Source organism: Pedomonas sp. (genome assembly GCF_036515995.1).
Taxonomy (GTDB): domain Bacteria; phylum Pseudomonadota; class Alphaproteobacteria; order Sphingomonadales; family Sphingomonadaceae; genus Pedomonas.
The window spans coordinates 1-25,003 of record NZ_DATBUP010000038.1; the positions used below are offsets into that span (position 1 = coordinate 1).

Below are 25,003 nucleotides of genomic sequence, written 5' to 3' on the forward strand. Positions count from 1 at the left end.
GAAGCCAGTGGTCGAGCCGACCGGGACGCGAGCGTTGCCGCCCAGGTTGCAGTTGTACGACTCTTCGCCCAGCAGCGCCTGCGCGGTCGGGCCGTCGCTGTCTTCCCAGTAGGTGGCGTAGCCGCGCACGGTCAGCGCGTCGGTCGGGTGCGCGATGAAGCTGCCCGAAACCTGGCGGGTTTCGCGCTCGCCCAGCTTGCCCGAGAAGCCGACGTTATCGTACTGGCCGTCGGTGTGGTAGTAGCGGCCCGACAGGCGTACGCCCAGCTTGTCCTCGACCAGCGGGCCCTCGACGGAGGCCTTGACTTCCATGGTGTTGTAGGAAGCGTAGGACAGGTCGACGCTGCCCTTGACTTCGTCGGTCGCCGGCGCGCGGGTGATGAAGTTGATGGCGCCGCCGAAAGTGGCGCGGCCGAAGTTGGCCGACTGCGGACCCTTCACGACCTCGACGCGCTCGATGTCGGTCAGACCGGAAGTCGAGCCGCCCGGAATGGCAACGCCGTCAACGAAGATGGTCACGGCCTGGCGGTTCGGGGAGTCGCCCGGGTACATGCCGCGCATGGTAATGGCGGTGAAGCTGCGGTCGTTGCGGTTGGCGGAGCTGTTCTGGTAGCGCAGGCCCGGTACGAAGTCGTTCAGCTCATTCAGGCCCTGCACGCCGCGAGCAGCCAGTGCATCGCCGGTCATGGCGGTGATGGCGACGGGGACGTCGACCAGGTTTTCGCCACGCTTACGGGCAGTCACGATGATCTCGCCCATGGCGAACTCAGGAGCCGCAGCCTGTTCACCAGCGGCGGCGTCAACAACCTCCTGGGCGGCGGCTTCTGCAGCCAGCAACGCAACGAGACACGCAGTCGAAGTCTGAAGCATCCGCTTCTTCATCGACGAAACACGATAAGACATTTAAGCAACCCTCCACTGATTCCGGTTGCGCATCGTATCTGTGAACGGTGGAAATACGCCCCCCGAGCACAGACCGTCCTCCTCCTTGGATGAACTGCGCAATCGGCGGCAAACATCATTCTTTGCAGTTGCGGTCTATATATCGACCCATTTTATCCGACATGCGGATATGGTGCATGCTCTCAGCAAGGGATGGGGGTCGATTTTCCCGTATTCGTTAAAATTCACTCGCCGTTCATTAAGAATTTGAGAGCCACGAACTGCAGACCCCAGCCGAGCGATTAGTGCGAATCTGTCGCTCCCGGGATGCCGAGGCCTAAACCAGCTTTTCCAGAGGCTAGGTCAGGCAGGCAGCTCCGCCCGGGTCACTGCTCGCAGCGAATCGACCACCAGCCGCAGTGCGGGCGGCGGTACTGTCGTTGCCCGTCGCAGCAACAGACCTGCCGTATAAGACATGACCAACTCCGGCGTCGGCAGCAAAGCGAGCCGCCCTGCCTTCACATCGTCTTCCGCCTCGCGGCGCGGCAGCAGGGCGATCATCCCACTCTCCATGGCCGCCCGCCGGATCAGCTGGAGGGAAGCACTGTTGAGGGTCTGCTGCGGTGTCTGTAACCCTTGCTGGAAGAAAAGACTGGCAAATCGGTAAGGAACGGAATGTTCGAACGGTACTGCCCACTTCTCCTCCGCAAGGCGCGCCAGAGTGGGCTGGCCTGTCAGGAGTGGATGGCTAGGGGCCACATACGGCTCCACATGCTCAGTGCCGATTTCCTCGAAGGTCAACTCGGTCGTCTCCGCGCGCGAGGCGTGAACGATTTCCGGCACGATACACAGCCCGACATCCAGTTCCCGCGCGATCAGCTTGGCCGCCAACGCCTCGCGGGTGCCGGTCAACACCTGGATGTTCAATTGAGGAGCGCGCTGCACGACATCGCGGATCACACGCGGCATCACATGGGTCAGGAAGTTCGGCGAAACGCCGATGCGCACCTGCCCCTGCGCCACCGCATGGCTGCTGTCCAGCTCCGCAATGGCACGGTTAACCTCGTTCAGGATCAGCAGCGCACGGGGAAGCAGCCGCTCACCAGCTGCCGTCAGCGCCGCGCCGCGCGGACCACGCTCGAACAGGCGGGCCCCGAGTTCGCCTTCCAGTCCCCCGATGCTACGGGTCAAGGCGGGCTGGCTGATGCTCAGGCGGCGCGAGGCGCGACCGAACCCGCCTTCCTGTGCAACGGCCACGAACTGCTCCAGACGCCGCAGATCCATGGTCATCTCCACTCATGCAAAACTTGCATGAGTTTATGCACCTTTCAGGGATTGCGTCAAATCCCGGACGTGGAAGAATAGGAATCACACAAGGAAAGAATTTCTGGAGCGCCAATGCCCAAAGTGACTGTCAACCGCCGGCTGCCCATTGCAGGCCAGTCCCCTGGGGAGGACCGCCTCCTTGCCATCGCGGCAGCCCTGGCTTCCGAACTGGCGGTGACCCGCGAGCGCCTCGATACGCTGGAGCGGCTGTGTCAGGCCGCCGGTGTTATCAAGCCGGACGCCATCGAGCAGTTCACACCTGACCCCGAGCAGACAAAAGAGCGCGACGGGCTGCGCAAGGGCATCATCTCCCGCGTCTTCCGCCCCCTGCTCAAAGACACCGCAAGCCAGTAACGCTGGAGGCTGCACCATGACCCAATCCGCTCATCCCATGCTGCCCTCCGCGACCCATGACGAGGTTGCCCAGCAGCTCTTTATCCGTGATCTGAAGGTTTATCTGGCAGAACAGATCGAGCCGCACCTGCGCCCGGTGGCGGAAGCGCTCGATCCGGGCCCTGCAAGCAACGCTCGGGTCGAAACCATTTACAATGGCCTGCATGAGAACGAGAACTTCCGCGCCTATGCCAGCTTGCGCCGTACTTCGCAGGACATGCTGTGGACGGCGATTTCCGATAGCGTTGAACGCCAGAGCGATGAACTGGAAGCCAAGGCTGCCGCGGCTCCCCAACTGGGTTCGCTGACGCTCGACCCGGATTTCAAGGTTCCGGAGTATCTGGCGGACCGTGACGTGCACCTGATGCCCGGCGGCTACCACGACAACTCCGAAGGCGTATCGCAGGGCGCTCTCATGGATCGTGGCGGCGCGGTCTACATGCTCGGCCGCAACGGCGGCCTGATGAACGACGTGCGCGGCCATACGCTCGTCTCGCACCTGTACACCTGCTATCCGGATTTCGAGCCGGCCCGTATTCTGGAGCTGGGCTGCGGCATCGGCTCCAGCCTGGTGCCGGTTGCCAGCGCCTTCCCGCAGGCCGAAACCCATGGCATTGATGTCGGCGCATCTGTCCTGCGCTATGCCCTGGCCCGCGCGCGGCATCTCGGGGTTGCCGTCCACTTGTCGCAGGACAACGCGGAACATACGCGCTTCGAGGATGAAAGCTTCGATCTGGTTTTCTCCTGCGTGCTGCTGCACGAGACTTCCGAGGCAGGCATCCACAACGTCATGAAGGAAAGCTACCGGCTGCTGAAGCCAGGCGGCATCGCCGTCCACCTGGAAGTGCCGCATCGCTACGAGACCATGGATCTGTGGAGCAAGATCCGCGGAGAGATCGAGTTCGACTACAACAACGAGCCGAACTGGAAGGCGGCCATCAGCGCAGATTACGCTGCCGTGCTGCGCCAGGTCGGCTTCAAGGACCCGCTCGTTGGCTACCAGGACGCCACGCCGGCTCCGCAGCGGGGCGCTGGTCACTTCTCCGATACGTCCAAAGGCACGTTCCGCTCCTGGTTCGTCGCCTCTGCACGCAAATCATAACAAGAACGAAAAGCGCATGGACTCCGCAGCCACAGGCGGTCAGGCTAAACGCACGGGCATGATCGCTCCCTTGATCGTGGGTGCGGCAGGCTTCATGCAAACGTTCGACAGCAGCGCCATTACTGTGGCGCTGCCACCTATGGCGGTTGATTTCGGGGTGACGGCCTTGTCGCTGAACCTCGTCATCACCGCCTACCTTATTGGGGCGACCACATTCCTGCCCGTGTGCGGCTGGGCAGCAGAGCGATTTGGCGCCCGCCGCATCTTCCTGTTCGCCATCGCCGGTTTTGGCCTGGCCTCGCTGGCCTGCGCCATATCCACAAGCCTGCCCTTGCTCATTGCCGCCCGTATCATACAGGGCTGCATGGGCGCGCTGCTGATCCCGGTGGGCCGCATCATCATATTCCGCGCGGTCCCTCGCAGTGAAGTCGTCAAAGCGGCATCCATGCTGACGCTGCCGGTCATGTTCGGCCCCCTGCTCGGGCCGACCGTCGGCGGCCTGCTGCTGTCCGTCGGCCCGTGGCAGTCACTCTTCCTGCTCAACGTCTTCATGGCGCTGCTCGGCTACTGGTCGATCTGTAAATTCATCGACGACATTCCGCCTGATGAACCCCGGCCGCTCGATCTGAAGGGCTACGTACTGATTGCGCTTGCCCTGGTCGGCATCAGCTACGGCATCAGCATGGCCGCGCAGGAAAACGACAGCCTGCTTCCGGCTCTGGCCCTGGTCGTCGGCGGCCTCGTCAGCGGGGCGCTCTACTGGCATCACTGCCGGACGCAGGAGCACCCTATTCTCGATCTCAAAGTCCTGCATCTGCCAACCGTCTACGTCACCAACGTCGGCGGCATTTTCCACCGCATGCTGGTGAGCGCGGGGCCCTTCCTCCTGGCGCTGCTGTTCCAGCTCGGTTTCGGCCTCAGCCCGGCAGCGGCAGGCGGCCTGATCTTTGCAGTGGCGCTGGGGTCCTGCTTCGGCCGCTTCATTGTGACGCCCGTCGCCCGGATCACGGGGTTCCGCAATTTCCTCGCAATCAACTGCGTGGCGCTCTTCCTCTCCATGGCCATCTGCGCTCTGTTCACGCCGCAAACGCCGTATCTCGTCATCCTCGCTGTCCTGTTCGTGCAAGGCTTCATTCGCTCGGCCCAGATCATCGGCATGCTCTCTTTAAGCTATGCCGAGGCATCGGACCGTGAGCTTGCCCAAGTCAGCACCATCACCAGCGTCAGCCAGCAATTCTCCCTCAGCATTGGCATCGCCGTCTCCGTTATTGCGGTGCACGCGGCTCAAAAGATGCTGGGCGAACCGGACGTGAGCGTCGCGGCCCTAGGCCCCGCCTTCGTCATTGTCGGGGCGCTGTGCCTGCTCCCCCTGCTCTGGCTGATGCGCCTGCCGTCCGATGCGGGCCAGCATCTGGTCGCGGCCAAGTAGAGGCTTAAAATTCCTGCGGAGAGTCTGCATATGACCGCACCTCAAATTGATAACGATCCCGTCGACCGTGCGTTCGTGCGTGTTGCAGAGGGACTGGTGCATTACCGCAGCATTGCCGGCACGGCGGCGCGTCGCCCGCTAGTTCTCCTGCATGCCTCGCCCGGCTCCTCGCGCGGGCTCATCCCCCTGATGCGCGCTCTTCATGCCGAGCCCGAATGTCCGAGCATCATCGCGCCGGATACGCCCGGCAACGGTGACTCCTTTGCGCCTCCTGTCGAGGACCCGGACATTGCATGGTTCGTCGATGCCCTTGTTCGCACGCTTGATGCCCTCGGCATTGAAAAAGCCGACATTTATGGCGCACATACTGGTGCGCGCACCGCCTGCGAAGCTGCCGCCGCCTGTCCGGATCGGTTCGGCGCGGTGATTTTTGATGGCATTGGCGACTATTCGCCCGAGATGCGCCAGTTGCTGCTTGAGAAATACGCCCCGCCCATGGAGCCGGACGACTACGGCCAGCAGCTCATCTGGGCCTTTCACTTCGTGCGGGACCAGGCGCTGCACTTCCCCTATTTCCTGCGGGATCCCGAACACCGGCTCATGACCCGGCCCGTTCCCGATGCGAATGATCTGCACGAGCGGACGCTCGAGGTGCTGAAGGCGCTCAGGTCCTATCACAAGCCGTACCGGGCCGCCTTCGCTTATGAGAGCAAACGGCGCATGCCGGACATAGGTATTCCGGCCCTGATGCTGTCCGCGCAAAACGAACTGCCGTCCTTGCGCCTTGCAGCCGAGGAGATGACTGCCCTGCTGCCCAGGGGCCAGCGCGTCTCGATCGGCCCGTCCTTCACGGAGAAGGCGCGGGCAATTCTCACGTTCCTGGATTCTGCTTCAAAGTAAGGCTGCCCTCAGCAAGGCAGGCGCGAGCCCGTTGGCAGCTTCCCATGCGTTTGAACGGGCGCGCTGGGCAATGCCTCAGATGTCCGCGACCCTGCAGATGTCGACGACCAGGCCGCAAAAAGTACGCCGCGCCCTTGATGAAGGACGCGGCCCAGAAGCCAACGGGAGGTGCAGGAGGGTTGACGCCCTCCTGCAGAACTTATTCCATGCCTGTGTCAGGCACCCGTTACCTGCTTTGCCGCCACGCGACCGGCGATCTTGCCGAGTGTGGTCGCGGTCAGGAGGCCATTGCCGGCAATGTAGCCGTCCGCGCCCGAGCCGGAGACGCCGCGCGCCGCACCACCGCCTGCGAACAGGTTGGCGAACGGCTTGCCGTCAGCCTTCAGCACGCGAGCCTCGGCATCCACCTCCAGGCCGCCTTGGGTATGGAAGATCGCTCCTGTCACCTTCACGGCATAGAACGGCGCGGCCAGGCCCGGCCGGGCACCGTTGAACACGCGGCCGAACGCATCCGCCTCGCCTGAGGTGCGCGAAGCCTCCGCCTCGTTGAAGCTTTTCTGCAGCGCCTCGGCGGGCACCTTGATCTTGGCCGCCAGTTCTTCAACCGTATCGGCCTTATGGATCGCACCGGCCTCGACCGCCTGCATGAAGTCATCGAACTGCGTCATGACGTCATAGATGCGCTGGTCGAACACGGTGTAGGCCACCTTGTCCGGTTGAGCCAGAACCTTCACCGCCTGCTCCGAATAGCCCTTGGCCTCGTTGGAGAAACGCAGGCCATTGACGTTCACCTGGAAGCCGCCTTCCATGATGGTCGGCCAGTTGATCGGCACGCCGTGGCCGTAAGCCAGACCGGCGTGGCCCTGATAGGCATCCAGATCCTTGATCGACGCGCCCAGTACTTCACCCCATAGAATGGCATCACCCTTGTTGCCGGGGTGCCCGTTGAAGGTCGCGCCCTCCAGTTCGGGAATGTAGCGGATCACCATCTCCTCGTTGCCGGCAAAGCCGCAGCAGGCAAGGATCAGGCTCTCGCACCCGATATCTTCCAGCGACCCGTCCGGACGCTCGATGGCAACGCCGGTCACCCGATCGCCGTTCACATACAAGGTGCGCACCGTCGCATCGCACATGATGTCCGCGCCGGCCTCGGCGCAGGCCGATTCCAGACGCGCCATCAGCTCCGCGCCCGAGCGGTTCGGCATGCCGAACATGCGGCGCACGCTATGTCCCGGATAGAGAAACCCGTCCACCAGCGTCAACGGGAGACCATGCTTCTGCTGGAGCCAGCCGACGGTGTCCGCCGATTCACGTGCCAGATGCTCCACAATGGCTTGATCAGCCTTGCCCTTGGCTTTCGCCTGTATGTCCTTGGCGAACAGCTCCGGGCTATCCTCGATCCCTGCCTCGCGCTGCTCGGGCGTGCCGGCAGCCGGAATGAGACCGGTCGACATGGCGGTAGTGCCCCACACCTTGGGATCCCGCTCCAGAACCAGCACATCCGCGCCATGGTCACGCGCGGCAAGCGCGGCGGTCAGGCCGCAGCCGCCGGCCCCGACGATCAGCACCGGAATGGAAAATTCGAATTCGGATGCCGCCTTGGTTTCGACTGCCATGCCAACTCCCAGAAATTGCTGTGCGGGGCGGGTCTTTTCCGCCACCCTGCCTGAAATCCAGTCCGGACTGTAACCCTCACCCGCCGATTCCGGCAGCGTCACCTCCTGATTTAACCGGAGTGCGAATAGATTGGCTTTGAAGCTTAATCCCGACGTCAGACCGGGCGATAAGGAACCAAAGCCGATCCGAAGCGGGCCTAACGCCGGATAAGAAGCGCATAGGGACAAAAATCATGATGTTGCTGAACAGAGAACGCGCCAATCAGATCATGGACAAACACGGGCTGGACGGTCTCGTCGCCGCCTTCCCGGAGAACATCTACTACCTCAGCAATTACTGGGGCCCGATGTTCCTGATGTCGCGGAATTACACCCTGTTTGCCTTTCTTCCGCGTGATCCCAATGCTCCAGCGGCACTGATCATGCCCGGCACCGGCGTCTACCACCTGGAACACTGCCCCACGTGGATGCCGAACGTGGCGACCTATATTACCCGCATCAAACCCGGCAAACCGATCCCGCCGCGCGATTTCGAATTCACTACCGAAGACATTGAGGAAAGCGCCGCCGACCGTGTCGTGACCGAGGATTCGGCCAAGGGCCAGCCGCTGACGCCCTACCCGATCCGTGAGGGCGCGCCAATGGCACCGCGTGATCAGCAACTGCTCAACCGCTATGCCATGCACAGCGACAACCCGTCGATCTCAGCAACCCGTGCGCTGGCAGGAGCCCTGCGCACCGCCGGTATCACCAAGGGCAAGATCGGCTTCGATGATCCGCGCGTGCTGGGCTGGCTTCAGGCCGTCGGTCTTGAGGACTTGAGCGGCGTTGATGCGCTCAACATCTTCAAGGAAATCCGCATCATCAAGACACCCGCGGAGATTGATCTGCTGCGCAAGGCCTCCGTGATGAGCGAGAACGCCATTAACAAGGTCATCGATGCGCTGGAGCCTGGTCTGCCGCTCGACGCATTGCCGCGCATCCATGCCATGGCGATGGCCGAGCAGGGCGGCGTTTCCGAATTCATCATCGCCAACATCCGAGGTCTTGCCACCGGCGTTGTCGAGGCCAACGAGATCATGAAGCTGGATTCAGTTGGCAGCTACAAGCAATACCGCGGCGACGTGGGCCGCACCGTGATCTGCGGCACGCCGACCGACGAAATGCTGAAGCGCAATCAGATTGTTGGCCGAGCGCTACAGATCGCCTACGAGAACATCCGCCCTGGCAAGACCTTCAAGGAAATTGTCGATCTTACCTTGAAAGCCGTGCACGATGAAGGCTTCCCCGGCTTCGTCATTGCGGGACCGCACTCTGTCGGCCTTGAGCACACCGACCATCCGGTCTCGGTGGGCCCGGAGCTGCCCGGACACCACCAGCTGGTGTTCGAGGAGAACATGGTCTTCACGCTGGACATGCCCTACCACGAGTTCGGCTGGGGCACGATGCACGTGGAGGACATGATGCTCGTCACCAGGGACGGCTGCGAATCCCTCTCTTCTCAAGATACGTCGCTGCGCATCAAGCCGCTGTGACGCCCCCCTCGAGGCTGCCGGGCGGATAATTCCCCCCCTACTTCCGTCCGGTGGCCTCGAACCTTCTTTGTTGCGTTGCGTTGTTGATTTACCCTGAAGGAACCGGCCAGGCCCTCGGCCTGGCCGGTTCTTTTCATGGCAGCCGCGTCGGTCCGCAGGATCAGATGACAGGGCTGGCGCCCCCGTCCGTTGCAATGACCGTCCCGTTGATTGCGCTTGCCTCTTTGGACGCAAGGAAAAACACCGTCTCGGCAATCTCCTCCGGCCTGATGATGCGGCCATAAGGGCTTGCCTGTGTCAGAATCTCCTCGGCTTGGGCTTCGGTAATCCCCTCGTTCAACGCCTTGGCCGCAATCAGATGCTGCAGGCGCGCTGTCGCCACCGGGCCTGGATTGACGCCGACCACTCGGATACCTGCATGTCCCCAGGCATGCCCGAGACCGGACGTCACCAACATCAGAGCCGCATTGGCAGCGCCTCCCGGCAGATGAGTATCGCTTGGCACCTTACCGCCCAGACCGATTATGTTCACGATCACCCCCGAGCGCTGCTGTATCATTCGCTCGAGGACCGGAACCGTCGCGTTCATGTAAGTAAAATACTTCGCCTCCATGGCTTCCTGCCACGTTCGCGCAGTGATATCGGCCGGCGGCGTCTGCCGGGCCGCACCGGCGCAGTTCACCAGCACATCGACCGGGCCGAACTCTTCCTCGGCCCGGGCACAGGCTGAACGGGTTTCCTCTGCATCCTTCAGATCTGCCGCAAGCGCCCGCAACCGATCAGATGAAACCAGTTCGCGCTCCTCCGGCAAGGACCGCGCCAATACCGTCACCCGGTCTCCCGCTTCCAGAAAGCGGCGGGCACAGGCGGCCCCAATGCCGCGACTGCCGCCGGAAACCAGAACATGACGTTGAGCCAAACGCGCATCCATATCGCTCTCCCCGTTCGTTGGACTTTGTCTTAAAGCTAGCCTGCCCCATTGCGCACCTGCAGGCTACATTGCAACCTGTCCAGCCAGCGGGCGGCCATCCTATTGCCTTGCGCAAATTCCGTCGCCACAGTTCTGATCGGACGGGAGGCAAAATAAGGCAGCCGCCGCGAAAGGCTCCCGCCACTCTTTCTCCATGAGTTTTCTTCTCGAACATGCAAGGTATTGCGATGACGTCTCCTGGCTTTCTGGACATTCAACGTGTCATTGAGATTGACCGCTTTGCTTTGCCGGTTACGTTCCTGTTTCCGGACGCAAATATCGAAGATCTGCGCCCCAACGCCGACCGTCTTTCACCCCACCACGTAGACTTTGAGACCTCCAGCCTCCTGCTGGCCATTCAGAGCATGGTGATAAAATGGGGAACCCTGAATGTTCTGGTCGACACCTGCGTTGGCGCAAACAAACACCGCCCTGCGCGTGCCGAGTGGCACCAACTGGCAGAGACAGCCTACCTCAGTCAGCTAGCGGCAGCTGGCCTGCGCCCCGACGATATTGATATCGTCTTCTGCACCCATCTCCATGCGGATCACATCGGCTGGAACACGCGACTGGAAAATGGGAAATGGGTTCCAACGTTTCCAAACGCGCGCTACCTCGTATCGAAAACCGAACTTGCATACTGGCTTGCTCGCGAGACGCGCGAGGCGGGCACGGCAAATCACGGTTCGTTCGGCGACAGCATGCTGCCGATCCTTGCGGCGCATCTGGTCGATGAGGTCGAAGATGGCTTTGATCTCGGCCACGGACTAAGCGTACGCGGCCTGCCCGGACACACGCCCGGCGGAATGGGACTGGAAATCTCCAGAAACGGACATCCGCCCGTCTGCCTGTGTGGCGACGCCTTCCATACCGTTGCGCAGGCCTTCCAGCCCGCATGGTCCAGCCGGTTTTGCGCGGACCCGGAGCAAAGTCGTGCAACGCGACTGGAGTTGCTCGCCCGGTCCCGTGAGGACGGCTTGGTGATCGTACCGTCACATATCCGGGGCCATATCGGATTTCAGATGCACGCCCAAGGCCCTTGCCTGCTGGAGTCACTCTGAGAGGTCGGACCTATTCATAAAGCCATGGCTGAACCTGGCGCTGCCTTTGCTCGAACGTCTCGATCCCGGCCGCATGCTTGGCCAGCAGCACATCGATCTCATCCCAGCCGTTCAAAAGGGCTTCCTTGATTCCGGGCTTGATTTGAAACGGCACGACGCTTGCGCCCACCTGGATGACCTGCTCGGGAAGATCGACTGTGACTTCGTGACCAGCACAGTCTTCCGCCAGGCGGCGCACTGCCTCAGCGGGCAGCTGCACAGCCAGTAGGCCGCTACGCGCGCAGTTGGCATGGAAAATCTCGCCGAAGCTCGGAGCAACGACGCAGCGAATCCCGAAATCCGACAGTGCCCAGACCGCCTGCTCCCGGCTGGAGCCGCAACCGAAATTGTCGCCTGCGAGCAGGATTTTGGCAGTGGTATATGGCGGCCGATTGAGAATGAAATCTTCGATTTGCTCGCCCGTGGCCTTTCGTCGGCGGTCACGGAACAGATAGTCTCCCAGCCCATTGCGCTCCATCAGAAGCAGATAACGCGCCGGGAAAATCAGATCCGTGTCGATATGATCCTCAAGCAGCGGCGCGGCGACACCCGTTATGCGAACAAAGGGCTGTGGCATCAGTTCAAATCTCCAGCTTGCGGACATCGACGAGATGACCGGCAATGGCGGCAGCGGCGGCCATGGCCGGGCTCATCAAATGCGTTCGACCGCCGCGTCCCTGCCGGCCCTCAAAGTTGCGGTTGGAGGTGGAGGCGCAGCGCTCTCCCGGTGCCAGCCGGTCCGCATTCATCGCGACGCACATGGAGCAACCCGACTCCCGCCATTCGAAACCGGCATTCAGGAAGATCCGGTCCAGGCCCTCGGCTTCCGCCTGCTTTTTCACCAAAGTCGATCCAGGCACCACCATGGCCCGGACCGTATCAGCCACCTTGCGACCGGCAGCCACGCGCGCAGCGCTTCGCAAATCCTCTATGCGGCCATTGGTGCAGGAACCAATGAACACGCGATCGATCGCGACACCTTCAAGCGGAGCGCCCGGCATCAGCCCCATATAGTCGATGGCGCGCTTCCAGCGGGCGCCTGTCTCGGCGTCCGGAGCAGCCCCCGGGTCCGGAATGCGCCCTCCGATGGGGCAGGCATCCTGCGGGCTTGTGCCCCAGGTGACGTATGGGGCGATCTCGGACGCATCGATGGTCAGGGACTTGTCAAAAGCCGCATCCGGATCAGTCGACAACGTTTTCCAGTAGCCCACCGCCCTGTCGAATGTCGCGCCGGACGGGGCATAGGGTCGTCCTCGGACATAAGCGAACGTGGTCTCGTCGGGCGCAATGAGGCCGACCCTTGCTCCGGCCTCGATGGACATGTTGCAAAGCGTCATGCGGGCCGCCATCGACATCTCTTCAATGACGCGGCCCCGATATTCGATGGCATAGCCGACGGCGCCGCCGATGCCGATGCGGCTGATCAGGGCCAGCGCAACATCCTTGGCGCAGACGCCATCGCGCAGAACGCCCTCGACTCTGACCTCCATCGTTCTGGCGCGATGCTGGACAAGGCATTGTGTGGCCAGAACCGTTGCGCACTCGCTCGCCCCGATGCCGAAGGCCAGAGCGCCAAAAGCCCCGTGTGTCGAGGTGTGGCTGTCCCCGCATACCAGGGTTATGCCTGGAATCGTGAACCCCTGCTCGGGGCCGACCACATGCACGATACCCTGCCGCTCGTCCTTCAGGTCAATGTACGGCAGGCCGAAGTGTGAGGCGTTCTCAGCCAGGCGCGCCACCTGCGCCGCTGCCAATGGGTCCCTTATGGGTCCGCTGCGGTCATCGGTTGGAACGCCGTGGTCCGGCACAGCCAGATTCGTGCCTGGACGTCTTGCCTTTCGGTTGGCCGCTCGCATCATTTCAAATGACTGGTGCGTGCTTACTTCCTGAAGGATGTGGCGGTCGACATAAAGGATGGTGGACCCGTCCGACTGCTCGCTGACAACGTGAGAGTCCCAGAGCTTCTGGTAAAGCGTGCGTCCCATGCTCATGGCGTATATTCATCCTTCAGGACCAACCGGCCCCTCTCAGTGCCATGACGGCAGCGGCCTTCCAAAAGGCACGCTGCTGCCACGCGCGACGGACCGGATCTAGCGGGTGCCGTCAATGTTCAGGCTCGCCGATAAATAACCTGCGCGCCTGGAGAAACCGATCTTAGAATTCTTCAAGCAGGCGGCCGAAACCTTCGATGCGATCATTGAAGCCATTGGCGCGCAGGGCATGCCAGTAGGTCGCCGTATTGATCGCAATGACCGGCTTTCCCAGCCACTTTTCAGCAACAGCAGCCAGCTTCATGAAGGACAGGTTCGTGCCTACCTGAACGATGGCATCAACGTCGTCACCATCCAGTTCCTTGACGACGGATATCAGGCGTTCTTCGGATTGCTCGGCGATGGCGATCCAGGACGGACACTGCAGTGGAATGTCGCGAGCGGTCGAGAAGCCGTGGTCTTCCAAGAAGGTCCGCACCTCACCGTTGGCCGTCGGATAATAAGGCGAGAAAAACGCGACGCGCTTAATGCCGCCGTAGGCTTTCAGGGCAGCAGCCGTCGCCTCTGCACCGGTGGAGACGCCAAGACCGCTGATCCTTTCGATATTCTCGCGCCATCTGACCGCGCCGGCGGCGCCGCCGAAGAACGTCACGGCGGACATGCCCATGACCAGGTAGTTTGGCTGGCACGTCAGCACGCCTTCAACGGCAGCGGCGGTATTGTGGCTGATTTCCCATGCGCCAGCCATGAACGTCTCGTTAGAAACGGCCTTGGCGTTGTCGACCACAATTCGGCTGTAATGATTGGTCACGCCATACGGTCGCAGATCATCAAAATCCGGCTGCACGACAGTATTGGTCGAGGGACCAAGCACGCCGAATTTCATCCGATAGCCGCGCGCGTCCGCACTGCGGCGCACCTGATCATTTACCTTTGTCACGAGACGTTACTCCACATCTTCAGAGCGTTAATGTTTGCCCGCTTCTCTCGCGGCCGAGTACGCATTATGCCTGCCGCGTCTCTTGACATGGGCGCTTGAACAGGCCGCTATTCGTCCGCCGTCGGACTTTTGCACCTCGCCCCTGATCTGGCGAATGAACTCTGTCCTGCTGTTCGCCTGCCGAACGCTGATGCATCGCCTGGCGATGATCCCTTGATCGGCACCGCCGGTTCCCTCAGAAATCTGGAGATACTTGAGGCTGCATGAGAAAGTGTTGTGGATACGGAAAGCTCCATCCGGGCGATCGCCCGCAGCATCAGCGTATTGCAGGCAATCAATCGCTCTGCGTCTCTGACCGTGTCGGAAATCGCCGAGAGTTCTCGGATTCCCTACCCGACAGCCACACGGATTATCCGCACGCTCGTCAATCTGGGAATGATCGAGAAGGAACCATCAAGAAAAAAATACCGGCCGACGGCCCTTACCCAGTCTCTCTCGTGCGGCTTTCAGAATCACGACCGGCTCGTCAGCGTTGCCCGTCCTCACATTGTCGAACTGACGCAGCGTTTCGGCTGGCCCGTGTCCGTCGCGACCAGGGTCGGCAAGGTCATGGTGGTGCGGGATTCAACCAGTTCGATGACACCGCTCACCTTCACTCATTATTTCCCCGGCTGGCAGGTGCCTCTGATCACCTCGGCCTCTGGCCGAGCATACCTGTCATATGCGGATGCGCTCCTGCGCCAGAAGCTTTTGGCGCACTTGCTGGAGACCGGCGGGCCTGCAGACCGGCTGGCCGTTCAGGAGTTTCTGGACGGCAATGCCGCCGAAAAGATCCGCAGTCAGGGTTATGCCGCCGTTGCTCGCACGCCCTATTCGCTCAACCCGGGGAAGACTTCGTCCCTGGCCGTGCCACTGCACCATGGAGGTGAACTCCTTGGCTCTCTGGCCATGGTCTTTTTCGCCAGCTCCGTCTCGATTGCAAAAGCCACATCCTTGTTTCTGGGTGCGCTCACGGAAACGGCATCGGAAATCGGCAAAGCCATGGAATCCAGCCACACCAACCTTGGCGATCACGGCCCAGGCTATGGTGCAACTTGAGGCCGCCCCTTCGTTCCCGGCGATGGAACTGCAGCCTGACACGCATTCAGTTCCATTGCCCGCCCTTGCTCATATTTTCTCGCACAGGAGTCATAGAGTGTCAGCGCCCAGCCTTCGACAGAAGCTCGCAAGAGGCGAATTCATCGTCGCCCCCGGCATCCAGGATATGATCACGGCCGTCATCGCCAAGGATGTTGGCTTTGAGGTCGTATACGGAACGGGCTACTGGCTGACCGCCTCCGCCTATGGCTTGCCTGACGCAGGCATTGCCTCCGTCACCCAGATGACGGACCGCATGGCCACACTTGTGCGCACGGTCGGCAGCGCCGTGATTGCCGACGCCGACACCGGCTACGGTGGCCTGTTGAACGTGCACCATACCGTTCGGGCTTACGAGGCTGCAGGTGTCGCCGGGATCCAGCTCGAGGATCAGGAATTTCCCAAGAAATGCGGCCACACGCCGGGCAAGCGCATTGTTCCGCTGGAAGAAATGGTCACGAAGATCAAGGTGGCCTGCGATGCTCGCAGCAACGATGACGTGCTCATCATTGCCCGTACCGATGCCCGGCAGTCGGAGGGCTACGATGGCGTCATGCGGCGCATGGAGGCATATGCAGAAGCGGGCGCCGATGTGCTTTTTCCCGAGGCCCTGACCAGCGAAGAGGAAATGCGCTCGGCCTGCGCCGGCCTCGACGCCCCGGTGCTGGCCAATATGGCCACCGGCGGCATCACGCCGATTCTTCCTCCCTCGAAGCTGCAGGAAATCGGGTTTTCCGTTGCGATTTATCCGGCACTTACCAGCCTGGTTGCTGCCGCTGCGGTGGAGAATGCCCTGCGCCTTCTCAAGGAGCAGGACCAGCCGCAAGGCCCGTCCACGCCGATCTACGATTTCAAGCGCTTCTGCAGCCTGATTGGCTTTGAAGATGTGTGGGCCTTCGACAAGAAGTGGCTGCGCTGAGCTGCGCCAGCCCGCTGCCCTGAAATCCATTCTAGTATCCCTTCGTCTTAGGAGCAAAACCATGGCCACTTGGCTGAAGCGCGGCGCACGCGCAGGTGAACGAGCTGCAACCGATCGCAAGGTGCGCGACACGGTGGAGGCCGTGCTGGCTGATATCGAGACGCGCGGCGATGCAGCGGTACGCGAGCTTTCTATCAAGTTCGATGGCTGGGACCGCGACAGCTATGTCCTGAGCGACCGCGAAAAGCAGGATTGCCTTGACCAGCTGTCTTCTCAGGATCTGAAAGACATCGAGTTCGCTCAAACGCAGGTTCGCAACTTTGCGCAGATCCAGCGCGATAGCATGAAGGACGTCGAGGTCGAGACGCTTCCCGGCGTCATCCTTGGGCATCGGAATATTCCGGTCAACGCAGCCGGTTGCTATGTCCCGGGCGGAAAGTATCCGCTGCTGGCCTCGGCCCATATGTCCGTGATCACTGCCAAGGTTGCAGGCGTCCCGCGCATCGTCACCTGCGCCCCGCCGTTCCAGGGCCGCCCGGCTCCCGCGATCGTTGCCGCACAGGTGCTCGCCGGCGCCGACGAGATCTACGTGCTGGGCGGAATTCAGGCAATCGGCGCCATGGCGATCGGCACGCAGAGCATACGCCCGGTCGACATGCTCGTGGGACCCGGAAACGCTTTTGTTGCCGAAGCCAAGCGCCAGCTGTTCGGCCGGGTCGGCATCGACCTTTTTGCCGGTCCGACGGAAACCCTCGTGATCGCCGATGAAACCGTCGACGGCGAGCTATGCGCCACCGACCTGCTGGGGCAGGCCGAGCATGGTCCGGATAGCCCGGCCATACTGCTGACCACGTCCGAGAAGCTGGCGCAGGACACCATGCGCGAGGTCGAGCGACTGCTCCAGATTCTGCCAACCGCCGCCCATGCCGGGGCCGCATGGCGGGACTACGGCGAAGTGATCCTGGCCGAAAGCGATGAGGAGATGGTCCGCATTGCAGATGACATCGCGTCCGAACACGTCCAGGTGATGACCGCTGATCCGGACTATTTCCTCAAGAACATGACCAATTACGGCGCCCTGTTCCTCGGCCCTCGCACGAACGTGAGCTACGGGGACAAGGTCATCGGCACCAACCACACCCTGCCGACCCGGAAGGCGGCGCGGTACACGGGCGGGCTCTGGGTCGGCAAGTTCCTGAAGACCTGCACCTATCAGAAGGTCGTGACGGACGAAGCGTCTGCGCTTGTCGGCGAATATTGCTCCCGCCTGTGTGCCCTTGAGGGCTTTGCAGGCCACGGTGAGCAAGCAAACATCCGGGTGCGCCGCTATGGCGGGCGGGACGTCCCGTATGCAGGCAAAGCCGAGGCTGCCGCATAAGACCGGCAGGCAACGCTCAAACGCGCGGGGCCTGATCTTTGGCGACAGGCCCCGCTGACATGCTCTCTTCCTTGAAGGCCCCCTTCCCCGCGGCGGCGTGGATGGCCTCCGGCGCGTGCAGATCCAAGGCAGTTGCTCGATGAAGAAGTTATTGCGTACCAGCCTCTCCCTCGCGCTGCTGACTGGCGTCGGCTTTGCCGCCATCAGTCTTGCGACCCTGCCACGTCCGGAGCCCCTTTACGGGGATCCTGACCGCACGCTCTCAGGCGCAGGCAATGTCATTGCCACTGGCTCGAACCCCGATGAGTGGCCCTCCTTTGGACGGGACATCGGCGGCAGCCAATGGTCTCCCCTCGACAGCGTCAATGTCCAAAATGTAGCCGCCCTGAGGGAGGTCTGGCGTTACGATGGCAAGGATTTCATCGCCGCCAAGGGCTTTGCCGGCACGCGCCTCGAGGCAACCCCCCTCATGGTCGACGGCACCTTGTACACCTGCACATCGTTCGATCGGGTGCTGGCCCTCGACCCGGCATCCGGTGCGGTCCGATGGGCCTATGACCCGCATGCCATCCACGCTGATGGCGCGGCGGTGCTGCCCGGCGAGCGCCGGACCCGGCACTGCCGCGGGGTCGCGTACTGGCGCGATACAAGGGCCTCAGCCGGGCAGATGTGCGCGACGCGAGTCTATCGATCATCGGGCGATGCAGCCGTTGTCGCCATAGACGGGCGCACCGGCCAGCCCTGCCGCGATTTCGGGGCAGAGCAAGGCCACCCCGGCTATGTGACCCATAAGGATTTCGAGAACCATGGCGAGGGCATCCGCACCGCCTCGTCCCCTCCGCTCGTCATAGGAGACGTCATCGTTGCCGCTGCAAATGCGATCGACGGGACGATGGATGCCGCCGATGGCATGGTGCGGGGGTTCGACGCCCGTACAGGCGTGCTGCTATGGGAGTTCAACCCGATCCCGGAAGACAAGCGCCGTGTCACGGGCGCTGCCAACGTCTGGACCCTGTTGTCCGGCGATCCGGAGCGCAAGCTCGTCTTTCTGGCGACCACCAGCCCATCGACGGACTTCTACGGCGGCAAGCGCCAGTTCGATATTCCGCTCTCCAACGCAGTCGTCGCCGTCTCCACCGAAACCGGCAAGGTCGTCTGGCATTATCAGATCCTGAAGCACGACCTTTGGGATTATGATCTGCCAGGTCATCCTCTTGCCGTCACCATCCGCAAGGATGGACGACAACGCGACGTGCTCATCCAGCAAACCAAGATGGGGACGCTGTTCGTGCTCGATCGGGACACCGGCGAGCCGGTCTTCCCCGTCGAGGAGAAGCCCACCCCGGCATCGGACATCTCCGGCGAGAGGGCTGCGCCCTTCCAAAAGACGCCGGTGCTGCCGGAGACCTTCGCCAGAACCCGGCTGACACGAGATGACATGTTCGGCCTGACGCCGTTCGACCGGGCCTGGTGCCGTGCCCGCTTCGACGAACTTCGCTACGAGGGCATCTTCACCCCGCCATCCGAGCAAGGCTCCCTGATCTTCCCGTCAGCACTCGGTGGTGGCAACTGGGGCGGCGCAGCATATGATCCGCATAACAATCTGCTCATCATCAAGGCCGAAAACCTCGCCACCATCGTGACCATGAAACCGGCGCAGTCGGCCGACGGCCCAAAAGACGCGGACTATCTGACCCGCCCTCTGGAGGGAACGGGATTCGAGACTTCAGGCGAGCTTTTTCTCTCGCCGCTCGGCATCCCCTGCACGCCGCCGCCCTGGGGCACCCTCACCGCCATTGACATGGACAGCGGCAAACGGGTCTGGCAAGTGCCGCTTGGGCAGCCCCATCGCTTCGGCATGACCGCGCCTGCGTTTCTGAACTGGGGCTCGCCCAATGTGGCAGGGCCTGTCGCAACGGCCGGCGGCCTCGTGATTGTCGGCGCGACCCTCGACAAGAGGATCCGGGCGTACAACGTCAAGACCGGCCGCGAGCTCTGGGCGTCCACACTCCCCGTGCCCGGCATGGCGGTACCTCTAACCTATGCCCACAACGGCCGGCAGTACGTCGTGATTGCCGCCGGCGGCAACTCGCTCGCCGAGACAGACATCGCTGACTCGATCGTCGCTTTCGCGCTGCCTCAGGAATGAAGGCTTAAGAAGCGCTGGATCCGTCGCGCCCTCGGAGGTGCGACGGATCCGTCGGTCAGCCAAGTTTAGCTCAGGAAGTCCTCGATAGCAGCTGCAACCTTCACAGGCTGCTCCTGCTGCACGAACGAGCCGGTCTCGGCAATCGTTGCCACCTTCAGGTTCGCAATGTGCCTGCGGGCGACCTCGGTGTAGCGCAGATATGTTCCCCGATCCGCACTGATCAGGAGCGCGGGCGCTGCAATACTTGTGAGATACTGCTCGATTCCCAGGCGGGCAACGCCACGCTCGCAGGAGCGCTTCCACCCGCCAGCGCGTTCGTTGGCCGCCGACTGATCCTCGCTGATGCGAGGGTCGAGCGTCCCAAACATCTTCTGCAAGTCGGCATGTGACCGAGGCTCTCCTTCCCCTGTCACCTTGCGCCGCTCGTCCTGCTCCCGCAGCGCCTCCCACGAAGCGGGCGGCCGCAACTGGGTGCTGACGAGAATAAGACTCGTGACCTTCTCCGGAAACTTCGCCGCAAGATAAGCGCTGACGACGCCGCCCATGGACACGCCGCCAACGGCGAACCGGGAAACGCCAAGCTGATCGAGCGCTGACAGCGCCATTGCCGCAACCTCTGGAATTGATGTCGCATAAGGCGCCGGGCCGTTCATCCTCGACTCCCCATGACCCGGAAAATCAATGGCGATCACTTTTCGGCGGGGCGCAAGCAGAGCCGCCACCGCCGCCCAGTCGTTCGCCCATCCGCCCAGCTTGGGAAAGACCACGAGCGGCATCTCCGCCCCTGCGCCGCTGATCGCACAGTGAATCCGGCCGCCTGCCACGTCCACGAACTCATGCTTCTGCCATGGACCTGAATTTGCGGCAGCCTCGGCTTTTGCGGCCGCTACCAGCAGAGCGGCACCTCCCAAGGCTCCGATTGCCTGGCGCCGCGTTGCGGCCAGGGCCTGAACCTGATCTGGCATCGACGAACACCTCTCTTTTTGAACTGCCCTGCAGTCGGCTGCCGGGGGCCGGCAAATCCAGGCTGACACCCCGGCTCGCACAGTCATAAAAAAGGCCCGGCAGACGCTTGCCTGCCGGGCCTTCTCTTCAACGCTCCACTTAGAACTTATAGCGAAGATTGACGCCGATCTCGCGCTTGTCTGTCGGCGTCAGGAACGCGCCCTGTCCTGCAACCGTCATATCAAGCGGCATTGCAGAGACGTCAATGAAGCGTCGGCCAGAGAGCCATGCGCGCTCATTGAACAGGTTGGTGACGTAGAAGTCGACTGCAACGCTCTCGTTTTCCACGCCCAGGGTAAGGTTGACCGTGGTGTATGCCGGAAGGCTCGTGATGTTGGACTCGTCCACATATTGCTTGCCCACGTACATCACGTCGCCGCGCACCCGGTAGTCCCACTCGCCGATCAGCTGGTCGACCCAGGTCGTCGAGAACGCACCGCTCCAGCTCGGATTGCGCGGGAGCTTGTTGCCGTCAGCCTTGTAGGCCGTGCCTGCCGGAATACCGAAGTAGCTGTTGTAGGACGTATTGGAGTAGTCCTTGTACTTCGAATCCAGGTAGCCGGCAGAGGCGCGGAACGACAGGTTGTCGGTCGCCTGCCAGTTTCCTTCGAACTCGAAGCCGTTGATCTCAGCCGTGCCCGGGGTCGTGACCGAGAAGATCGGCTGGGTCCAATCCGGAATAATCAGGGCCGACGTACCCTTCAGGTTTTCCCATTTCATGTGGAAAAGCGACAAGGACAACTGCAGACGCAGGTCGGAGAAGTACTGCTTATAGCCAACTTCGTAGTTGGTCAGCTTCTCCGAGCCGATCTTGACCGGAAGGTCCGGATAGATCGCCAGCACCTGAGCCTGTTCCGCCGGCGACAATGCCAGGAAGCGGGTGTTCACGGTGCCGGGCAGCACGCCAATCGAGTAGCTGCCGTACAGGGTCATGTCGTGAACCGGCGTAAACTTCACAATCGCGCGCGGCGTGAAGTTCTTGCTCCGCAACGTCTCGGCGATAAGGTTGCCGCCCGCATTCGAGCCTGCAAACTTGGTGTAATCGTCGATCTGGTAGCGGCCCTCGAGAGTGACGGTCATCCATTCGACCGGTTCGATATCTACACCAGCAAAGAAGCCCCAAGTCTTGACCTTGTCGTTCTCGTTGTTGGACGAGCTGGTGACAACCCGCTCAACACCGTTCCCGACGACGCGCTCCGGCGTGACCGATACCCCGTTGTCCGTATCGGCCTCGATTTTCTGCTGAAAGTAATTTACGCCGACGGAACCGCGGAACCAGGTATCCGGATCGTAGCTCACCCGGCTCTCGAAGCTGAAATCTTCAAAAGCGAACGGCACGGCCTGGAAACCGGCCGGGCGCGGCGTACCGTCGGTATCGCGGATGTTGTTCACTTCCTGCTTGTTGTAGCCGGTCAGAGCCGAGAACGACACCGCATCGGAGACCTCGTAGTCCAGGGCGCCGGAAAGGCGAATCATCTGGCGTGTCAGGCCGATGCGCTCAAGCTTGGGAGCCTTGGCGAGCAATGGATCGCCGGTCGAGTTCCTGACCAGAACGTCGTACAGACTGACCGCGTCCATTCCATTGATTGCGGGGAAGTCCAGCAGCGCCGTGTTCTGGTCGACCAGGTTGCCGTTGTATTTGATCTCGCCGCACTGGAACTGCTTGCGCAGGCTCGTGTCGAACAGTCCAGCCGTCGTCTTGACGGTGATCGGCGTGCCGACAGCGCAGTTCCCATTGCCGTTGTAGGCGTAGTAGCCGACAGCAGCCGCGCCATCGTTGTCCTCACTGTAGCCACCGCGCAACTTGATCTTGAGCGCATCGGACGGCCGGAGCACGAATGTCGCAGTGATGGCCTCCGTACGCTCGCGACCCAGTTCGCCGCCGTCGCTTGCCGTGTACTGCGCACCCTTCTGGCGAACCGACGCGCTGATGCGTCCCGTCAGAATATCGGCGACGAGCGGGCCTTCGACGCCGCCGGACAGGCCATAGGAACCAAAGCTCGGGCTATAGTTGGCGGAGAACTGGCCGCCGAAGACGTCCGAGGGATCCCGCGTGATGTAATTGACCACACCAGCAAACGTGGCACGGCCGAAGTACGCCGACTGAGGGCCCTTGATCACCTCGACCCGTTCAATGTCTTCAAAGCCGACGGACTGGGCACCGCCCAGGACATAGACCCCATCGATGAACACCGACCCGGTCTGGTTGGTCGGCGTCGGAAGCGCGGTGCTCAGACCGCGGAAGCGCACTTCCGAAATCGTGCGGCCGCCTTGCCCCTGCGAGCCGTTCACGAAGTTCAGGCTCGGCGTGAACCGCGACAGCTCCTGAAGATTGTCGACGCCGGATTTTTCGATCTCTTCCATGGAGAAGGACTGCATGGACAACGGAACGTCGGTCAGCGTTTCCACGCGCTTGCGGGCCGTCACGAGGATGACGTTATCCATCGCGGCAGTGTTGGCTGTTTCAGCGGCAGTTGTATCGGCAACCGCCATGCCCGGTACCATGAGGAAAGCCGCGCTTGTCAGCAACCCAGTTGAGAGGCTCAGTTTACATTTGGTCAGGAACATATTTCCCCCTTCTGGCATGACCTCCCCCCCCGAGTGGCCAAGCATATTTTTTGGCGCTTGAAACATCGCCATTCATTCGGAACAATTTCAGGCTAGTGAGGTCATGCTGGGGAAGTCACTACACTGGACATGCCATGTCCATTATACGGGCGCCGTCTCGGCCGCGCTCTCCTTCTCGGCAGCATAGCGCTCGGACAGCATTTCGTTGATCCTGCGCTGCTTGCTCTTAGAAATATCCATCCGGCTCACGATACAAATGACGAGCACGCAAGCACCCAGGATGATGATGCCTGTGAAAACGGCGAGTTTGTTCACGACTTCCGCGGGCAGGGCATCGATATTAGCGCCTGCCGGAAATCCGATGATATCGAGAAAAGCGCCGGCCGCGACATTTACAATCGCACTGGCCGCACCCATCGTGAAAAAAGTGAAGCTCGAGAGCAGCGCCTGACGCGGCGCCCCCACATTCAGCTCCAATTCGTCTGCAATATCACACGCCACTGTTGCGGTGGTCACGAGGAACGCACCGTAGCCGACGCCGCCCAGAAACTTGAACAGGATCAGCAGGGGCGTCTGCATGGCATCATCCGGCTGCGGAAAGAAGCCTGTCAGCGGACCGAAGATCGGCACCAGAACGGCCGCGGCGTAAATGCCGATGCAGGTCATCATGATCTTCTTTTTCTCGAAGTATGGAATAAAGAATCGCGCGCCCAGGGCCGCCAGCAAGGTGCCTGGAGGCAGGGCAATGCTGACATTGCGAATCTCTTCCGGGGTCAGTTTCCAGAAATAGGTGCTGAGGTGCAGGGTGTAGACGCTGAGAATGCCCAGGCTGATGAACATCGAGACGCCCAGCAGAACGTGACGACGTACATTGGGCGTACAAGACAGCGCCTCAATGATCTGCCTGAAGGTCGTCATCAGTGATGGCGGCTCGAACTTCTGGCCGCTCGAGCCCCGGTCGATCTCGAGGCTTCTGCGGTTGGTCCCGATGGTGCAGACAACCATGAGCACCATGGCAACCAGCGAGACGGTAAGGCCGAACATCGGGTAGGCATCCCGGCGCAGCTGCCCATTGGCAAAATCGGGCGTTGCCGCAAAAAAGAACGTGAACGCTATAAAGGGAAGGCCGAACCGGCCGATTGCCGTTGAAACCTGCCGGAACGATGCGAGCAGCGGGCGCTCAAGCGGGCTCCGGCTCAATTCCACCTGCAGGGCATAGTAGGGAATGGTGAACAGCGAGATCGCTGCCCGGCAAATGATGGCAAAAACCACCAACCAGACAAAAAGACCGGTATCGGAGAGGGAAGCCGGTGGCGAGAAGAGCAGGGCAAAGGCAATACCGAATGGCAGGATAGAGACTGCCATCAGCCTTTGCCGCCGCCCCAGGCGCGTGCGACGCATGCTGTCGGAGAGGGTGCCGACCCAAGGGTCGATCACGGCATCGACGACGAGGGATATGCCGATCGCCAGACCGGCAAGCGTTCCGGAAAGACCAAGGACCTGCGTGAAGTAGAACAGGACGAACATGTCCCACGCAACGTTCTTCAGGGTTTCCGGGATCGCCCCCGCACCGAATGCAAAACGGACCCGGGTGTTTAATCGCTCTTCCAACAAGGGCCTGCTCTCCCCTACCGGCCAGAACGATCACTGCGTACTGGCCCAC

Annotated in this window: 20 protein-coding genes; 10 read left to right on the forward strand and 10 right to left on the reverse strand. The window is 61.7% G+C overall.

Annotated elements, in window-relative coordinates; translation table 11 throughout:
- Together VIG90_RS03225 and VIG90_RS03230 are read right to left on the reverse strand one after the other, a co-directional pair.
- On the reverse strand, positions 1-903 hold a 903-nt coding region (locus tag VIG90_RS03225; protein ID WP_331591995.1), incomplete at its 3' end, for a TonB-dependent receptor.
- 342 nt (positions 904-1,245) lie between these two features.
- Entirely contained in the window at positions 1,246-2,166 is a 921-nt protein-coding gene (locus VIG90_RS03230) for a LysR family transcriptional regulator (RefSeq protein ID WP_331591996.1), read from the reverse strand.
- 114 nt (positions 2,167-2,280) lie between these two features.
- Here VIG90_RS03230 and VIG90_RS03235 point away from each other — a divergent pair, with 114 nt between their 5' ends.
- From VIG90_RS03235 to VIG90_RS03250, 4 genes are read left to right on the forward strand one after another with little or no spacing between them, the layout of a single operon-like run.
- A complete protein-coding gene (locus VIG90_RS03235) occupies positions 2,281-2,562 on the forward strand; it encodes a hypothetical protein (RefSeq protein WP_331591997.1) in 282 nt (93 codons plus the stop codon).
- A 16-nt stretch (positions 2,563-2,578) separates the two neighbouring features.
- Positions 2,579-3,703, forward strand: a complete 1,125-nt coding sequence (locus VIG90_RS03240; protein ID WP_331591998.1) for a class I SAM-dependent methyltransferase — start codon at positions 2,579-2,581, stop codon at positions 3,701-3,703.
- A gap of 58 nt (positions 3,704-3,761) precedes the next feature.
- Positions 3,762-5,132, forward strand: a complete 1,371-nt coding sequence (locus tag VIG90_RS03245) for an MFS transporter (protein WP_331591999.1) — start codon at positions 3,762-3,764, stop codon at positions 5,130-5,132.
- 30 nt (positions 5,133-5,162) lie between these two features.
- Entirely contained in the window at positions 5,163-6,032 is an 870-nt protein-coding gene (locus tag VIG90_RS03250; RefSeq protein WP_331592000.1) for an alpha/beta hydrolase, read from the forward strand.
- A gap of 215 nt (positions 6,033-6,247) precedes the next feature.
- Here VIG90_RS03250 and VIG90_RS03255 read toward each other — a convergent pair whose 3' ends face one another.
- Positions 6,248-7,648, reverse strand: coding sequence for an FAD-dependent oxidoreductase (locus tag VIG90_RS03255; protein ID WP_331592001.1), 1,401 nt, complete (start codon positions 7,646-7,648; stop codon positions 6,248-6,250).
- Positions 7,649-7,881: 233 nt separating this feature from the next.
- Here VIG90_RS03255 and VIG90_RS03260 point away from each other — a divergent pair, with 233 nt between their 5' ends.
- Positions 7,882-9,183 carry a M24 family metallopeptidase gene (locus tag VIG90_RS03260; protein ID WP_331592002.1) on the forward strand — a complete coding sequence of 434 codons (1,302 nt, stop codon included), beginning with the start codon at positions 7,882-7,884 and terminating at the stop codon, positions 9,181-9,183.
- Positions 9,184-9,343: 160 nt separating this feature from the next.
- On the opposite strand, the gene VIG90_RS03265 is transcribed toward VIG90_RS03260, so the two are convergent.
- On the reverse strand, positions 9,344-10,114 hold the full coding sequence (locus VIG90_RS03265; protein WP_331592003.1) for an SDR family NAD(P)-dependent oxidoreductase: 771 nt from the start codon (positions 10,112-10,114) through the stop codon (positions 9,344-9,346).
- Positions 10,115-10,326: 212 nt separating this feature from the next.
- On the opposite strand from VIG90_RS03265, the gene VIG90_RS03270 reads away from it, so the two are divergent.
- Positions 10,327-11,214: an MBL fold metallo-hydrolase gene (locus VIG90_RS03270; protein WP_331592004.1), complete on the forward strand. Its 888-nt coding sequence runs from the start codon at positions 10,327-10,329 to the stop codon at positions 11,212-11,214.
- A 10-nt stretch (positions 11,215-11,224) separates the two neighbouring features.
- Here VIG90_RS03270 and leuD read toward each other — a convergent pair whose 3' ends face one another.
- From leuD to VIG90_RS03285, 3 genes are all read right to left on the reverse strand, one after another.
- Positions 11,225-11,857, reverse strand: coding sequence for a 3-isopropylmalate dehydratase small subunit (gene leuD, locus VIG90_RS03275; RefSeq protein ID WP_331592005.1), 633 nt, complete (start codon positions 11,855-11,857; stop codon positions 11,225-11,227).
- Positions 11,835-13,244 carry a 3-isopropylmalate dehydratase large subunit gene (gene leuC / locus VIG90_RS03280; RefSeq protein WP_331592006.1) on the reverse strand — a complete coding sequence of 470 codons (1,410 nt, stop codon included), beginning with the start codon at positions 13,242-13,244 and terminating at the stop codon, positions 11,835-11,837. Before leuC ends, leuD begins: the two co-directional genes overlap by 23 nt.
- Positions 13,245-13,407: 163 nt before the next feature.
- A complete protein-coding gene (locus tag VIG90_RS03285; RefSeq protein WP_331592007.1) occupies positions 13,408-14,184 on the reverse strand; it encodes an arylmalonate decarboxylase in 777 nt (258 codons plus the stop codon).
- Between the two features lie 276 nt (positions 14,185-14,460).
- On the opposite strand from VIG90_RS03285, the gene VIG90_RS03290 reads away from it, so the two are divergent.
- From VIG90_RS03290 to VIG90_RS03305, 4 genes are all read left to right on the forward strand, one after another.
- Entirely contained in the window at positions 14,461-15,282 is an 822-nt protein-coding gene (locus VIG90_RS03290) for a helix-turn-helix domain-containing protein (RefSeq protein WP_331592008.1), read from the forward strand.
- Entirely contained in the window at positions 15,248-16,240 is a 993-nt protein-coding gene (locus VIG90_RS03295) for an isocitrate lyase/PEP mutase family protein (protein ID WP_331592009.1), read from the forward strand. The genes VIG90_RS03290 and VIG90_RS03295 overlap by 35 nt, the downstream gene beginning before the upstream one ends.
- Positions 16,241-16,301: 61 nt before the next feature.
- Entirely contained in the window at positions 16,302-17,618 is a 1,317-nt protein-coding gene (hisD, locus tag VIG90_RS03300; protein ID WP_331592010.1) for a histidinol dehydrogenase, read from the forward strand.
- Positions 17,619-17,757: 139 nt separating this feature from the next.
- The gene (locus VIG90_RS03305) at positions 17,758-19,767 is read left to right on the forward strand and encodes a pyrroloquinoline quinone-dependent dehydrogenase (protein WP_331592012.1); all 2,010 of its coding nucleotides are present in this window, start codon (positions 17,758-17,760) and stop codon (positions 19,765-19,767) included.
- A gap of 65 nt (positions 19,768-19,832) precedes the next feature.
- Here VIG90_RS03305 and VIG90_RS03310 read toward each other — a convergent pair whose 3' ends face one another.
- From VIG90_RS03310 to VIG90_RS03320, 3 genes are all read right to left on the reverse strand, one after another.
- Entirely contained in the window at positions 19,833-20,732 is a 900-nt protein-coding gene (locus VIG90_RS03310; RefSeq protein WP_331592013.1) for an alpha/beta hydrolase, read from the reverse strand.
- A gap of 139 nt (positions 20,733-20,871) precedes the next feature.
- Positions 20,872-23,265: a TonB-dependent receptor gene (locus VIG90_RS03315; protein WP_331592014.1), complete on the reverse strand. Its 2,394-nt coding sequence runs from the start codon at positions 23,263-23,265 to the stop codon at positions 20,872-20,874.
- A 216-nt stretch (positions 23,266-23,481) separates the two neighbouring features.
- Positions 23,482-24,954 (reverse strand): MFS transporter, encoded by a 1,473-nt coding sequence (locus VIG90_RS03320; protein WP_331592015.1) that lies wholly within the window; start codon positions 24,952-24,954, stop codon positions 23,482-23,484.
- Positions 24,955-25,003: the final 49 nt, after the last annotated feature.

Excerpts from the sequence above, each read along its gene's own strand:
- VIG90_RS03230 (WP_331591996.1), bottom strand. The coding sequence starts at position 2,166 with ATGGATCTGCGGCGTCTGGAGCAGTTCGTGGCCGTTGCACAGGAAGGC.
- VIG90_RS03235 (WP_331591997.1), top strand. The coding sequence starts at position 2,281 with ATGCCCAAAGTGACTGTCAACCGCCGGCTGCCCATTGCAGGCCAGTCC.
- VIG90_RS03240 (WP_331591998.1), top strand. The coding sequence starts at position 2,579 with ATGACCCAATCCGCTCATCCCATGCTGCCCTCCGCGACCCATGACGAG.
- VIG90_RS03245 (WP_331591999.1), top strand. The coding sequence starts at position 3,762 with ATGATCGCTCCCTTGATCGTGGGTGCGGCAGGCTTCATGCAAACGTTC.
- VIG90_RS03250 (WP_331592000.1), top strand. The coding sequence starts at position 5,163 with ATGACCGCACCTCAAATTGATAACGATCCCGTCGACCGTGCGTTCGTG.
- VIG90_RS03255 (WP_331592001.1), bottom strand. The coding sequence starts at position 7,648 with ATGGCAGTCGAAACCAAGGCGGCATCCGAATTCGAATTTTCCATTCCG.
- VIG90_RS03260 (WP_331592002.1), top strand. The coding sequence starts at position 7,882 with ATGATGTTGCTGAACAGAGAACGCGCCAATCAGATCATGGACAAACAC.
- VIG90_RS03265 (WP_331592003.1), bottom strand. The coding sequence starts at position 10,114 with ATGGATGCGCGTTTGGCTCAACGTCATGTTCTGGTTTCCGGCGGCAGT.
- VIG90_RS03270 (WP_331592004.1), top strand. The coding sequence starts at position 10,327 with ATGCAAGGTATTGCGATGACGTCTCCTGGCTTTCTGGACATTCAACGT.
- leuD (WP_331592005.1), bottom strand. The coding sequence starts at position 11,857 with ATGTCCGCAAGCTGGAGATTTGAACTGATGCCACAGCCCTTTGTTCGC.
- leuC (WP_331592006.1), bottom strand. The coding sequence starts at position 13,244 with ATGAGCATGGGACGCACGCTTTACCAGAAGCTCTGGGACTCTCACGTT.
- hisD (WP_331592010.1), top strand. The coding sequence starts at position 16,302 with ATGGCCACTTGGCTGAAGCGCGGCGCACGCGCAGGTGAACGAGCTGCA.
- VIG90_RS03305 (WP_331592012.1), top strand. The coding sequence starts at position 17,758 with ATGAAGAAGTTATTGCGTACCAGCCTCTCCCTCGCGCTGCTGACTGGC.
- VIG90_RS03310 (WP_331592013.1), bottom strand. The coding sequence starts at position 20,732 with ATGCCAGATCAGGTTCAGGCCCTGGCCGCAACGCGGCGCCAGGCAATC.
- VIG90_RS03315 (WP_331592014.1), bottom strand. The coding sequence starts at position 23,265 with ATGGCGGTTGCCGATACAACTGCCGCTGAAACAGCCAACACTGCCGCG.